Annotated in this window: 13 protein-coding genes; 5 read left to right on the top strand and 8 right to left on the bottom strand. The window is 68.5% G+C overall.

The annotated features are described in order from the left end of the window. Positions 1 to 48: 48 nt before the first annotated feature. Genes AC3WQZ_RS25335 through AC3WQZ_RS25345 form a run of 3 tightly spaced genes read right to left on the bottom strand, consistent with a single transcriptional unit; the run spans position 49 to position 3,561 of the window. Positions 49 to 1,695 carry a fatty acid--CoA ligase gene (locus AC3WQZ_RS25335; protein WP_492301456.1) on the bottom strand — a complete coding sequence of 549 codons (1,647 nt, stop codon included), beginning with the start codon at positions 1,693 to 1,695 and terminating at the stop codon, positions 49 to 51. 11 nt (positions 1,696 to 1,706) lie between these two features. Then, positions 1,707 to 2,555: a TauD/TfdA dioxygenase family protein gene (locus tag AC3WQZ_RS25340; protein WP_011617934.1), complete on the bottom strand. Its 849-nt coding sequence runs from the start codon at positions 2,553 to 2,555 to the stop codon at positions 1,707 to 1,709. Between the two features lie 25 nt (positions 2,556 to 2,580). Beyond that, positions 2,581 to 3,561 (bottom strand): quinone oxidoreductase family protein, encoded by a 981-nt coding sequence (locus AC3WQZ_RS25345; RefSeq protein ID WP_010810813.1) that lies wholly within the window; start codon positions 3,559 to 3,561, stop codon positions 2,581 to 2,583. 190 nt (positions 3,562 to 3,751) lie between these two features. Between AC3WQZ_RS25345 and AC3WQZ_RS25350 the strand changes: the two genes are divergently transcribed. Then, a complete protein-coding gene (locus AC3WQZ_RS25350; protein WP_058698804.1) occupies positions 3,752 to 4,750 on the top strand; it encodes an AraC family transcriptional regulator in 999 nt (332 codons plus the stop codon). A gap of 14 nt (positions 4,751 to 4,764) precedes the next feature. Here the strand turns inward: AC3WQZ_RS25350 and AC3WQZ_RS25355 are convergent, their stop codons facing one another. Next, positions 4,765 to 5,898, bottom strand: coding sequence for an NADH:flavin oxidoreductase (locus AC3WQZ_RS25355; protein WP_492301457.1), 1,134 nt, complete (start codon positions 5,896 to 5,898; stop codon positions 4,765 to 4,767). Continuing rightward, complete coding sequence (locus AC3WQZ_RS25360) at positions 5,895 to 6,293, bottom strand: RidA family protein (protein ID WP_010810810.1); 399 nt, start codon at positions 6,291 to 6,293, stop codon at positions 5,895 to 5,897. The genes AC3WQZ_RS25355 and AC3WQZ_RS25360 overlap by 4 nt, the downstream gene beginning before the upstream one ends. Positions 6,294 to 6,439: 146 nt before the next feature. On the opposite strand from AC3WQZ_RS25360, the gene AC3WQZ_RS25365 reads away from it, so the two are divergent. From AC3WQZ_RS25365 to AC3WQZ_RS25375, 3 genes are all read left to right on the top strand, one after another. Further along, positions 6,440 to 7,327, top strand: coding sequence for a LysR substrate-binding domain-containing protein (locus AC3WQZ_RS25365; RefSeq protein WP_058698799.1), 888 nt, complete (start codon positions 6,440 to 6,442; stop codon positions 7,325 to 7,327). Positions 7,328 to 7,396: 69 nt separating this feature from the next. After that, the gene (gene pip / locus AC3WQZ_RS25370) at positions 7,397 to 8,353 is read left to right on the top strand and encodes a prolyl aminopeptidase (protein ID WP_492301458.1); all 957 of its coding nucleotides are present in this window, start codon (positions 7,397 to 7,399) and stop codon (positions 8,351 to 8,353) included. A gap of 42 nt (positions 8,354 to 8,395) precedes the next feature. Further along, on the top strand, positions 8,396 to 9,049 hold the full coding sequence (locus AC3WQZ_RS25375; RefSeq protein WP_058698797.1) for a glutathione S-transferase family protein: 654 nt from the start codon (positions 8,396 to 8,398) through the stop codon (positions 9,047 to 9,049). Here the strand turns inward: AC3WQZ_RS25375 and AC3WQZ_RS25380 are convergent. Further along, positions 9,007 to 10,314 (bottom strand): SGNH/GDSL hydrolase family protein, encoded by a 1,308-nt coding sequence (locus tag AC3WQZ_RS25380; RefSeq protein ID WP_010810806.1) that lies wholly within the window; start codon positions 10,312 to 10,314, stop codon positions 9,007 to 9,009. The two genes, AC3WQZ_RS25375 and AC3WQZ_RS25380, sit on opposite strands and share 43 nt — an antisense overlap. Before the next feature lie 135 nt (positions 10,315 to 10,449). Between AC3WQZ_RS25380 and AC3WQZ_RS25385 the strand changes: the two genes are divergently transcribed. Beyond that, a complete protein-coding gene (locus AC3WQZ_RS25385; RefSeq protein ID WP_011617929.1) occupies positions 10,450 to 11,355 on the top strand; it encodes a LysR family transcriptional regulator in 906 nt (301 codons plus the stop codon). A gap of 15 nt (positions 11,356 to 11,370) precedes the next feature. Here AC3WQZ_RS25385 and AC3WQZ_RS25390 read toward each other — a convergent pair whose 3' ends face one another. Together AC3WQZ_RS25390 and fabG are read right to left on the bottom strand one after the other, a co-directional pair. Beyond that, positions 11,371 to 12,588 carry a cation:proton antiporter gene (locus AC3WQZ_RS25390; RefSeq protein ID WP_492301460.1) on the bottom strand — a complete coding sequence of 406 codons (1,218 nt, stop codon included), beginning with the start codon at positions 12,586 to 12,588 and terminating at the stop codon, positions 11,371 to 11,373. Between the two features lie 25 nt (positions 12,589 to 12,613). Further along, the gene (fabG, locus tag AC3WQZ_RS25395) at positions 12,614 to 13,345 is read right to left on the bottom strand and encodes a 3-oxoacyl-ACP reductase FabG (RefSeq protein WP_011617927.1); all 732 of its coding nucleotides are present in this window, start codon (positions 13,343 to 13,345) and stop codon (positions 12,614 to 12,616) included. Between the last annotated feature and the right edge of the window lie 12 nt (positions 13,346 to 13,357).

Consider the following 13,357-nt stretch of genomic DNA (forward strand, 5'->3'; position numbering starts at 1 on the left):
AAAGGGCAGCCTCATCCGAGGCTGCCCTTTCTTCTTCCTGCTGCCGGCTCAGGCGCCGGTGCTGCGCAAGCGCTTCTTGTCGATCTTGCCGACGCTGGTCTTCGGGATCTCGTCGACAAACAGGATCCGCTCGGATTCCGGCACCGCATATTTGCTGAGCCGGTTGGCCTCGACGCGCGCCAGCAGCGACGTACGAATCGTATCCGCGGTCACCGTTGTGCCAGGCTTGCTCACCACGAATGCCATCGGCCGCTCGCCCCACCTGGCGTCCGGCACGCCGATGACCGCGCACTCCTGCACGCCCGGCACCTGCGTGACCAGGCTCTCGACCTCGATCGACGAGACCCATTCGCCGCCGGTCTTGATCACGTCCTTGATCCGGTCGACGATCTGCACGAAGCCGTCGGCCCCCATTACCGCGATGTCCTGTGTATGCAGGTAGCCGCCGGCCCACAGCTCGGCCGATGCCTCGGGCTTGCCATGGTATGCCCTGGTCAGGAACGGTGCGCGCAGCACGATCTCGCCGCGCGCCTGGCCGTCGCGCGGCACGTCGTGCATCGATTCATCCACCAGGCGGAAGTCCACCATCGCCACCGGCCGCCCCGTCGAGCAGCGCATGCGCACTTCGGTCTCATGGTCGCGATGCGCGTCGCCTGGCGGCAACTGTGCCAGCGCGACGATGGGGCCGGTCTCCGACATGCCATAGCCGGCAAACACATCCATGCCGCGCTCGAGGGCAGCCTCGCACAACGCCGGCGGCAGCGCCGAGCCGCCGATGATGAGCTTCCAGCCCGACAAGTCCTGGCCGCTTGCCTGCGCCGCCTGCAACAGCATCTGCAGCAAGGTCGGCACGCAGTGCGAGAACGTGACCCGCTCGGTCTCGCGCAACTGCAGCAGCATGTCCGGCGCATAGCGCCCCGGCAGCACGATGCGCAGCCCGAGCATGACCGCGACATACGGGATGCCCCAGGCGAGCACGTGGAACATCGGCGTGATCGGCATGTAGACGTCTTCCCGATGCAGGCGCTGTCCTTCGCGCGGCGCGCACAGGCTGGTGGCCGAGGCCAGCGCATGCAGCACGATATCGCGATGGCTGTAGCACACGCCCTTGGGATCGCCGGTGGTGCCCGTCGTGTAGAAGGTGGCGGCGCGGGTGTTCTCGTCGAACTCGGGGAAGTCGAAGTCGGGCGAGGCCGCGCTCAGCAGCGTCTCGTACTCGCCGCAGAACGGCAGAGATGTCGGCGGCACGTGCTGGCCGTCGGCCAGCAGGACAAAGCTGCGCACGCTGGTCAGCTGGCCGCGGATCTCTTCCATCACCGGCAGGAAGTCGGGATGGAGCAGCACCACCTCGGCGCCGGAATCGTTCAGCGTGTACAGGATTTGCTGCGCCGACAGCCGCACGTTGACCGTGAACAGCGTCGCGCCCATCATCGGCACGCCGAAATAGCATTCCAGGTAGCGGTGGCTGTCCCAGTCCATCACCGCCACGGTGGTGCCGTGCGCCACCCCCTGCGCCGCCAGCGCTGAAGCCAGCCGGCCGACACGCCGGTGGAAGTCGCGATAGCTATGGCGCAGTTGCCCGCGGTACGTGATCTGCTGGTCGCCGTAGAGCGACAGCGAATTGAGCAGCAGTTGCCTGACGAGCAAGGGATAGGCATAAGCCTGCGGCGCCGCAGGCACAAGGTTTGGTTGCATGTCTGCCTCCGTCAGAACGGCACGTCGCCGATGATGCCGGCGCGCTCCATTTTGCGCACCGTGGGCGCATAGTCCTGCACTGCGTAATGCTGGGTGCAGCGGTTGTCCCAGATCGCCACGCTGTTCTTCTTCCAGCGCCAGCGCACCTGGTACTCCGGGATCTCCGCCTGCGCGCACAGGTAGTGCAGCAGATCGCCGGCGCCGGGCATGAAATCCTTGCCGAAGCGGACCACGTCGTCGCGGTGGTAGTTGGCAAAGTGCGAGGTGAAGGCGTTGACGAACAGGACCTTCTCGCCCGTCTCCGGGTGGGTGCGCACCACGGGATGCTCCACCATCGGGAACTGCGCCGCCAGCGCGGCACGCTTCTCCGGCGGCATATTGGCGCCGAAGGTGTGTTCGATGCTGTGCTTGGCGCGCAGGCCTTCGATGCGGGCCTTGATGTCCTGCGGCAGGCGGCGGTACGCCTCGCCCATGTTCACCCAGATGGTGTCGCCGCCCACTGCCGGCGTTTCCACGCAGCGCAGCACGCAGCCCATCGGCGGCGCCTGGCGCCAGGTGGCGTCGCAATGGAACGAGTTCTCGTAGTGCTCGACCTTGCTGTCGGGCGACTTGTAGATCTGCACCAGGCCCGGGTGCTCCGGGTCGCTGCCTACCACCGGGTGGTCTTCCAGTTCGCCGAAGCGGCGGGCAAAGGCAACGTGTTCGGCGCGGGTGATGTCCTGGTCGCGCAGGAACAGCACCTTGTGCTGCAGCAGCAGCGCCTTGATCTCGGTGAACAGGCCGGCGTCGCGTGATGCATCGGCCAGGCTGACGCCGCTCAGTTCGGCGCCAATGGTGCAGGTCAGGGGTTCTGCATGCATGGTGTGGTCTCCTCTGTTGTTGTTCTCAGATGACGAAGATCGACGAGCCGGTGGTACGGCGCGCCTCCAGGTCCTGGTGCGCCTGGACCGCGTCTTCCAGCGCATAGCGCTGGTTGATGCCGATGCGGATGCGGCCCGCGCCCACGTGGTCGAACAGCTCGCCCGCCAGCGCTTGCTTCTCCGCAGGGTCGGCGATGTAGTCGGCCAGCGCCGGGCGCGTCAGGAACAGCGATCCCTTCATCGCCAGCAGCACGGGGTCGAACGGCGGAATCGGGCCCGATGCGGTGCCCACGCACACCATGGTGCCGCGCCGCTTGAGCGAATCCAGCGACGCCATGAAGGTGGTCTTGCCGACGCTGTCGAATACCACCGAGACCCCCACGCCGTCGGTCAGCTCGCGCACGCGCTTGGCTACGTCTTCGCGGGTGTACTGGATGATGTGGTCGCAGCCGTGCGCACGCGCCACTTCGGCCTTGGCTTCGGTGGACACCGTGCCGATCACCGTCAGGCCCAGCAGCTTGGCCCACTGCGACACGATCAGCCCGACCCCGCCCGCCGCGGCGTGCAGCAGGATGGTGTCGCCCTGGCTGAACGGATAGATGCGGCGCATCAGGTAGGCCGAGGTCAGCCCGCGCATGGTCATGGCCGCGGCGGTTTCGAAGGCAATGCTCTCGGGCAGGCGGATCAGCGGCGCGGCCGGTACCAGGCGCTCGGTGCTGTAGGCGCCCAGCGTGTTGACGAAGCCGGTGTAGGTGACGCGGTCGCCCGCCGCCACGTTGGTCACGCCCGGGCCGACGGATACCACCACGCCGGCGGCTTCCACGCCCATGCCGCTGGGCAGCGGCACGGGATAGGTGCCATTGCGGAAGTAGGTGTCGGCGTAGTTCAGTCCCACTGCGACGTGGCGGATGCGGACCTGTCCGGGGCCCGGATCGCCCACTTCCATGTGTTCATAGCGAAGCACTTCGGGGCCGCCGGTCTCGTACATGCGGACAACGTTTGCCATGGTCTTGTCTCCTGGAGTCTGGTTGGTGCAGAACACGCTGCAGCTGCAGGGAACTGTAGAGATTGCTGCCCCGGCCGGCTTTGCATTGGCTCCCGATGACTTTGCATTTCATGCCATGCGGCCCTATGATCGCTGCTGCGGCGGGCAGACCGCGCCCCCGACTGACATCTCATCGCAAGGCAACGCTGGCTTGGAAACCCTGATACGTGCTGCCGCACTAACCAACTTCCTCGAGGTTTCGCGCGACCTCGGCCTGGATCCGCAGCCGTTGCTGCGCCAGGCGCGACTGCGGCGGGCCTGGCTGGACGATCCCGACCAGCGCGTCCCGCTCAGCGCCTGCGTGGCGCTGCTGGAAGCCGCCGCGCAGGCCTCGGCCTGCCCGACCTTCGGGCTGCGCATGGCGGAGTCGCGCCAGCTGTCGGACTTTGGCGTGATGAGCCTCTTGATCAGCCAGCAGCCCACGCTGCGCGCCGCGCTGGCCACCACCATCCGCTACCGGCACCTGGTCAATGACTCGGTGGCGCTGTTGCTCGAGGATGCCGGCAGCGCCGTGGTCATCCGGCAGGAAGTGCTCAGCGACGCGCCCTCGCGGCAGGCCACCGAGCTGGCCATCGGCGTCGTCTTCCGCATGTGCGCGCTGCTGCTGGGTCCGCGCTGGCAGCCGATCGGCGTGACCTTCACGCATGCGCCGCCGGCCGACCTGCGCATCCATCGCCGCCTGTTCGGTTGCCCGCTGGAGTTCAACGCGGACTGCAATGGCATCATCTGCCGCGCGGCCGACCTCGACGCGCCGAACCCGACGGCGGATCCGGTCATGGCACGCTACGCGCAGCAGTTCATCGACACGCTGCCGCGCGCCAACCCGCAGTCCATCGGCCATGAAGTGCGCGCCGCCATCTACCTGATGCTGCCAATGGGCCGCGCCACCTGCGAGGCCGTGGCGGAGGGCCTGGGCCTGAGCCTGCGCACCATGCAGCGCCAGCTCGACGACGCGGGCGAGACCTTTACTGAGATCCTGAACGACGTGCGGCGTGAACTGGCGCGACGGTACGTGGAGAACCCGCGCTATTCGCTGCTGCGGGTGTCGCAGTTGCTGGGGTATGGGTCGGCCAGCTCCTTTACCCGGTGGTTTTCTGCGCAGTTCGGGATGGCGCCGGCCAGCTGGCGCAGGGATCACGCGCAACGCTAGCGCGGGCGATGCCGTCAGCCTGGCGTCACCGTCGCGCGTGCTACGCGCAGCGCCAGCTCGGCATCCTTGATATTGCCCAGCGGCGCGAGGACGGCCGCATCGAACGGCCGCACCGGCTGTCCCTCGCGCACCAGCACCGGCCAGTCCGGATTCGCAAGGGCGCCGCGTCCGAGCGCGACCAGCGTCGCGCCATCGTCCAGCAGGCCGGCCGCGCGCGATGGCTCATGCAGGCTGCCGTTGGCCATGATCGTGAGCCCGGGCGCGGCACGGCGTGCAATCTGCACCAGCGTCGCGCCGTCGTCCGCGAAGGCGGGCTGCCATGCTTCGTGCTCCGTCACGTGGAGGTAGTCCACGGTGCTTGCCGCGAGCGCGGAGAAAACGGCGGCCGCGCCTTCCGCGCCTTCCGGCCACTTATGGACGAAATCATTGACCTTGCCTTGCGAGATGCGCACGCCGACGGGGAAGCCAGCTCCCACGGCAACGCGCACCGCGCGGACGGTTTCCAGCGACAGGCGCATGCGCTGTGCGATGCTGCCGCCCCAGGCGTCCTGGCGTTGATTCGTATAGCCCGTCAGGAACTGATCCAGCAGATAGCCATTGGCACCGTGGATTTCAACGCCGTCGAAACCCGCGTCACGGGCCAGCCGGGCGGCCTGCGCAAAGCCTTCGATGGCCTGCAGGATGTCCGCCTCTTCCATGGCGCGCGGCATCCGGTATGGACCCTTGCCGGCATACACGGTCATCTGCAGCCCCTTGGGCTGCACCGCCGAGGGCCCGGCCGTGTGGTCGCGGAAGCGGTTGGCCTGCGACAGCGCACCGGCGTGCATCAGCTGGGCCACGATGCGCCCGCCCTGCTGGTGGACCGCGGCAACCACCTGGCGCCACGCGGCCACTTGCTGCGCATCCGTCAAACCGGGCTGGCCGGCATAGCCCTGGGCATAGGCACGGTCGGTATAGATGCCCTCCGTGACGATGAGGCCAAAGCCGCCGCGGGCAAAGCCTGCGTAGTAGCGCGTCATGGCCTCGGTGGGAACGCCTGCGGCGGTGGCGCTGATGCGCGTCATCGGCGCCACCGCGAGCCGGTTGCGCAGCGGCACGCCGTTCAGGGCCAGCGTATCGAACAGTGAGGGCGCGGCGGGCGTGGTCATCGCGCAGCTTCTGCGGCCAGGGCGATGGCTTCGATCTCGATCTTCGCGTCCGGCGAGTAGAGCGCCGAGACCTCGACGATGGTGTCGGCCGGATAGGGGGCAGAGAACCACTTGCGGCGCAGTGCGACGATCTTCGGGAAGTGTGCCATCGAGGTCAGGAAGATCGTCACCTTCACCACGCGGTCCAGCCCCGAGCCGCCCGCCTGCAGCGCGCGCCTGAGGTTGCTGAACGCCTGCTCGGCCTGGGCATCGAAGTCGTCACGGCCCACGATGGCGCCATCGTCGCCGACCCCGGCCTGGCCGGAGACAAAGAGGAAGCCGCCGGCCCGGATGGCTTGCGAAAGCAGATAGGGAGCATAAGGGTCGGGTTGGGTGTGGACTTGTTCCAGTAGCATTGCTGACTCCGGTAGATGATTTAGTAGAATTCACCTGGTCGCCTGGGTGGCCGATCAGATAGGTCAAGTATCGGAGCGGAGATCAGGCCGCGACAAATGGTCGCTTTTCAGTCGACACATGAATACATCTCATCTAAGGGGGAGGCTTGCGCAAACTGCCGCCACTGGGTGCCCTGCGCACCTTTGAAGCCGCCGCCCGGCGCGCCAGCTTCAAGCACGCGGCGGACGAACTGCACGTCACGCCGACGGCGGTCAGCCACCAGATCCGGTTGCTGGAAGAGAGCCTTGGCGTGAAGCTGTTCGAGCGCCAGACCCGCAAGGTGCGCCTGACGCCCGCCGGGCATCAGTTGTTTCCCGCGGTGCGGGACGGCCTGGACGGGATGGAGCGCGCCGTGCTGGCGGTGCAGCGCAGCGGACAGGCCAACGTTGCCACGCTGACGTCGACGGTTGCCTTCATGGCCAGGCGGCTGGCACCGCGCGCCGGCCAGTTCCGCACGGCCTACCCTGACTGGACGCTGCGCCTGGATGCGTCGGACCAGGTCGTCGACCTGGACCACGATGCGGACGCTGCCATCCGCTACGGCAGCGGCAGCTATCCCGGCCTGGTGGTCGAGCCGTTGTTCTGCGACCGGTTTGCGCCGGTCTGCAGCCCCGGCCTGAAGCTGGCCAGCGTGCAAGACCTGAAGCACGCCACGCTGGTGCACTTCGAATGGGGCGCCGGCGCGCGCGATGACGAGCGCGCGCCGGTATGGCACCAGTGGCTGGCGCACGCCGGCGTCGAGGTCACCGATCCACAGGCGGGCCTCAGCTTTACCGACGAGATCCACGCCGTGCAGGCCACCATTGCGGGACAGGGAGTCGGCCTGCTCAGCCTGACGCTGGTCGCCGAAGAGCTGGCCTCGGGCGTGCTGGTGCAGCCCTTCGGGCTTACGCTGGAGAGTTTCCGCTATGACCTTGTCTACAGCGAGCGCGCCGCGGAGCGTCCCGCCACGCGGTTGCTGAGGGACTGGGTGAAGGCGGTGTTCGCCGGTTAAGGGGCGGGCTACTGTTTGACGTTCCCTCCGGCGTACACTGTGGCTCCCGATCTCCGTAGACCCATATCCATGCCGGCCTTGCGCACCCTCTATCCCGAAATCGAGCCCTATGAAACCGGCACGCTGGATGTCGGCGACGGGCATGTCATCTACTACGAGCGCGTGGGCACGCCCGGCGCCAAGCCGGCGGTGTTCCTGCACGGCGGGCCCGGTGGCGGGATCTCTGCGGACCACCGGCGGCTGTTCGATCCGGCGCGCTATGACGTGCTGCTGTTCGACCAGCGCGGCTGCGGGCGTTCGACGCCGCATGCGGGGCTGGAGGCCAACACCACCTGGCACCTGGTCGACGATATCGAGCGCCTGCGCAATCTGGCCGGCGTGGAGCGCTGGCTGGTGTTCGGCGGCTCATGGGGCTCGACGCTGGCGCTGGCCTATGCGCAGAAGCACCCGCAGCGCGTCAGCGAGCTGGTGCTGCGTGGCATCTACACGGTGTCGCAGGCCGAGCTGGACTGGTACTACCAATACGGCGTGTCCGAGATGTTCCCCGACAAATGGGCGCGTTTCCAGGCGCCGGTGCCCGAGGCCGAGCGCGGCAACATGATGGCCGCGTACCGCAAGCTGCTGACTGGTGACGACCAGGACAAGCAGGTGGAAGCGGCACGCGCATGGAGCGTTTGGGAAGGCGAGACCATCACGCTGCTGCCGGACGCCGGCAACAGCGCCAAGCATGACGACGGGCACTTCGCGCTGGCGTTCGCGCGGCTGGAGAACCACTATTTCACGCACCGCTGCTGGCTGGAAGACGGGCAGCTGCTGCGCGACGCGCACAAGCTGGCCGACATCCCCGGCGTGATCGTGCACGGCCGCTATGACATGCCGTGCCCGGTGCGCTATGCCTATGCGCTGCACCAGGCGTGGCCCGCGGCCGATTTCCACCTGATCGAAGGCGCCGGCCATGCGTGGACCGAGCCGGGCATCATGGACCAGCTGATTGCCGCGACCGATCGCTTTGCGGCGCAGCAGTAGTCGCGCGCCGACCACCACCGAAGATCACCACCGGAGACCACGATGGAGCTATACGCCCACCCGTTTTCGTCCTATTGCCAGAAGGTCCTGGTTGCGCTGTACGAGAACGCCATCCCCTTCGAATTCCGGATGCTGTCGCCTGAACACGCGCAGAACATGGACGAACTCGCCAGGCTGTGGCCGCTCAGGCGCATGCCGGTGCTGGTCGATGGCAGCCGCACGGTGTTCGAGTCCAGCATCATCATCGACTACCTGGACCAGCATCACCGCGGCCCGGTGCGCTGGCTGCCGGATTCGCCCGACGCCGCGCTGGAAGTGCGCATGCTCGACCGCTTCTTCGACCAGTACGTGATGACGCCGATGCAACGCATCGTGGCCGACTACCTGCGCCCGGCGGAGCACCGCGATGCCTATGGCGTGGCCGAGGGGCGCAAGCTGCTTGACTCGGCCTACGCCTGGCTCGAGCCAACGCTGGCCGGCCGGGAATGGGCCGCGGGCGGCGCCTTCACTCTGGCCGATTGCGCTGCCGCGCCATCGCTGTTCTACGCGGACTGGGTGCATCCCATCCCCGATGCGCGCGGCAATGTGCGCGCTTATCGCAACCGGCTGCTGGCGCGGCCATCGTTCGCGCGCGCGGTGGACGAGGCGCGGCCTTACCGTCCGCTCTTTCCACCGGGTGCGCCGGACCGGGACTGACGGCCAAGCTCAGGCAGCGCCGCATCGATCTGCGCCGCCATGGCGCGATAGCCCGCGTCGCCGGGATGCAGGTGGTCGCCGCTGTCGAACGCCGGCAGCAGCGCCTGCGGGCGCGCGGGATCGCGCACCGCGGCGTCGAAGTCCACCACCCCATCGAACGCGCCGCCGTTGCGGATCCAGTCGTTGACCGCCAGCCGCACCGCTTCCTTGCCCGGGCTGTCATAGCCGCGGATCGGCGTATCGCGCAGCGCCCCCGCAAACGGCGTGATGGTGGCGCCGATCACGCGCACGCCGCGCGCATGGGCGCGCGCGATCAGGCGGCGGTAGCCCTCGATCAGCTCGGCGGCCTGCGGCACCGCATCGCCCGGTGCAAAGGTGGAGCCTGGCCAGGCGATATCGTTGATGCCGATCGCCACGATCACGGTGCGCACATGCGGCTGGCTCAGTACGTCGCGATCCAGCCGCGCCAGCGCGGACTCCCCCATGCCATCGCGCAGCAGCCGGCCGCCGGAGATGCCGGCATTGAGCACAGCCACGCCGTTGCCGGCAGCACGCTGTGCCAGCACGTCGGGCCAGCGGCGGTTGGTGTCGGGGGTTGAGCCGTTGCCCTCGGTGATCGAATCGCCGATGGCCACCACGGCGCCGGCATGCCCGGGCGCATCGACCTGCACCTCGCTGAGCAGGATGCGTGCGCTGAACGACTGCGGCGCAGGCAGCGTGGCCTGCCTGGTCGCATTGCCGGCCACGAGCCACGCGGTCTGGCGCCCATCCCAATGGAACGACTCGATCGCTGTCGGTTGCGGCAGGTAGAGGCTGAGTGCCAGTTCGCCTAGTACGGGGGAGTCGAAGACGACCGGATCGCTTGCCACGGACTGGCCAGCTGGGAGAATCACCGACGCGCTGCCGCGGAACGTCACCGCGCTGCTGCCCGCCGCATCGGTACTGCCACCGCCGGCATGGCGCGCGAGTTGCGCCGCGCCGACCGCGACCGGGTGGCGGCCGTAGGGGTTGGACAGCACCACGCGCACGCGCTTGCCGCCCACGCTGAGCCGTACCACCTGGCGCAGCGTCTGGCCGGACAGCACCGCGGGCACGCCGGTCGGCAGCGGCTGGGCGCCGGGCTGCCACACCGGCTGCTGGCTTGCCATCCAGCTGGTCAGCCAGGCCGGGTCTTGCAAGGGGCTGGCCAGCGCCGCGGTGCTGGCGATGGTGGCGGACAACGTCAGCGCAGTCAGGCGGCGCAGGATGCGGGGAATGCGGAACATGGTTTGCCTCGGTTCGTGGACCGGCGTTGGTGCCGGGATGGCGCCAAAGGTAGGGCATTCCAGAAATGACAGGTAGCGGGCAGAATGGCATATCGCTCATGCCATGATGGAATGAGTGGGCACACAAGGAACGGCATGGACACCATCAGGGCAATGCAGGTCTTCGTGCGCGCCGTGGAGCTGGGCAGCCTGTCGGCGGTGGCGCGCGAGCAGCAGTCGACCCAGCCGACCATCAGCAAGGTCGTGGCTGCGCTGGAGAAAGAGATGGGCGTGCGGCTGCTGGAGCGCAGCACCACCAGCCTGTCGCCGACCGAGGCGGGGCGGCGCTTCCATGAGCGCGCGCGCCGCGTGCTGGATGAATACGGCGAGGCGGTCAGCGATGCGCGTGGCATGTCCGGGCAGCCGGCCGGGCGGGTGCGTGTCAGCGCGCCGGCCAGCTTCGGCGTGCTGCGGCTCAATGCGCTGGTGCTGGCGTTCCAGCAGCGCTATCCGGAGGTAGAGGTGGAGTTGCTGTTCGACGACCGCTTCGTCGACCTGGTGGAGGAGGGCGTCGACATCGCGGTGCGCCTCGGCGCCTCGCTGCCGCCCAATGTGGTCGCGCGCCGCATCGCGGTGTCGCCGCGGCTGCTGGTAGCCTCGCCCGACTACCTCGCACGCCATGCGCGCATCCGGCAGCCGGCCGACCTGGCGCGGCACCAGATCCTGCGCTTCACCTGGCTGGCCGCCGGCGACGAGATCGTGCTCGACGGGCCCGGCGGGCAGGCGCCGGTGAGCGCGTCCTGCCGCTACCGCGTCAACAACTCGCTGGCGATGCGCGAAAGCTTCCTGGCCGGCGCCGGCTTTGGCATGACGCCGGCATGGCTGGTGCAGGACCTGCTCGACAGCGGCGCCCTGCAGCGCGTGTTGCCACGCTGGAGCGGTCCGGCGCAGGAAGCCTTCCTGGTCTATCCGTCGCGGCGCTACCAGCCGGAGCGGGTGCGGCTCTTGCTGGACTACCTGGCGCAGGCGATTGCAGGGTTGCCGGGATTGACTCCGGTGTGAGCGGCCGGATGGCGCTTAATGCAACCGGCCCCGCGCTACCAGCATCGTCAACGGCCGCGCCAGCAGCGTGCTGGCCAGCGCCATCAGCAACAGTCCGGAAAACGCCGCGGTGCTGATGATGCGCGCGTCCAGCAGCACGGTCAGCACCACCACCTCGACCAGGCCCTTGGTCTGCAGTAGCGTGCCCAGTGCCAGCGATTCGTGCCAGCCCATGCCGGCGCCGCGCGCGGGCAGCGCGACGCCGGCCATCTTGCCGGTGATCGCGATGACCAGCGACAGCAACGCGATCCACAGTGTCATCGGATTATCCAGCGAGATCTCGGTGCGCAGTCCGGCGGCCAGGAAAAAGAAGGGCAGCAGCACCACCACCGTGACCGGTTCGAGCTGCTGGCGCACACGCTGCGCTTCGCGTGCGGGCCATACCAGTCCGGCGACGAAGCCGCCCATCACATGGTGCAGCCCGGCCAACTCCCCCAGGAATGCCGACGCCAGCACCAGGAACAGCGCCATCGCCAGCAGCAGCTCGGTCTCCGGCGCGCGGCGGCGCAGCAGCCATGCCAGCGCGGGGCGCACTGCCAGGAACATGAACGCCAGGTAAGCACCGGCGCGGGCCGCCACGATGAGGCCGCTGGCGCCGTCCTGGCCGCCATGCTGCAGCAGCACCAGGGTCAGGAACAGCCACACCCAGGCATCGTTGACGGCCGCGCAGCGCAAGGCCAGCTGGCCCAGGCGGGTGCCGGTCAGGCGCATCTCGCGCAGCAGCGCACCCAGCACCGGCAGCGCCGTGACGGCGGTGCAGATGCCCATGGCGCAGGCAAACCAGTAGGGGCTGGCCAGTTCCCCCGCGACCGGCCAGCCGGCCGTGGTCATCCACCAGCCGGCAGCGGCCCCCAGCGCGAACGGCGCCGCAATGCTGCCCAGCGAGATCTGCAGGGTCGCGCGCCAGTGCGCGGGCACGCTGTCTTCGCGCAGGTGCAGGCCGGTCAGGAAGCAGAACAGCGTCACCGCCAGCCACTGCAGGCCGGACAGCATCGGCAGGCGATCAGGGCCGAACAGCGCGGTCCAGCCCTGCGGCGCCAGTTGCCCGAACACCGACGGCCCCAGCACGATGCCGGCCAGCACCTGCACACCGACCAGCGGAAACACCGGGCGCAGGCCGGCACCACGCCATAGCAGGTAGGGCAGGGCGACCACCAGCATCGCCTGCAGGAAGAAGATGCTGACCCCGTTCATGGGGTCACGCTGGCGACGACGCGCTTCATCCGAACATGCCCCCGTTGACCGAGATCACCTGGCGCGTGATATAGCCAGCGTCGGGCGACATCAGGAAGGCCACGGTCGCGGCCACTTCGTCGGGCGTGCCGAGCCGCCGCGCCGGGATCATGCGCAGCGCCTCGTCGCGCACGTGCTGCTCGACCATGTCGGTGTCGATCAGGCCGGGCGCCACGCAGTTGACTGTGATGGCGCGTTTGGCAAGTTCGATTGCCAGCGCCTTGGTGGCGCCGATGATGCCGGCCTTGGCCGCGCTGTAGTTGGTCTGGCCGCGGTTGCCCACCAGGCCCGAGACCGACGACAGCGTGACGATGCGCCCGGGCTGGCGTCGCTGCACCATCGGCATCACCACCGGGTTGAGCACGTTGTAGAAGGCGTCGAGGTTGGTGTGCACCACCTCGTCCCATTCGGCGCCGCTCATGGCCGGGAAGGCCGCGTCGCGCGCCAGGCCGGCGTTGCACACCACGCCGTAGTAGCAGTCATGTGCGGCGATATCGGCCAGCAGCGCGGCAGCGGCTTCCTCGCGCCGGGCCACGTCGAAGCACAACACGCGGGCCTTGCGGCCGCAAGCGCGCACCGCGTCGGCGACGGAGTCGGCTTCGTCGCGGCGCGAGCGGCAATGCACCACCACGTCATAGCCGTCGCGGGCCAGCCGCAGGGCGATGGCGCGACCGATGCCGCGCGACGATCCCGTAACCAGCACGGTCGGATTGGTCATACCAGGTGTCCT

The organism is Cupriavidus sp. FW305-26, assembly GCF_058787975.1.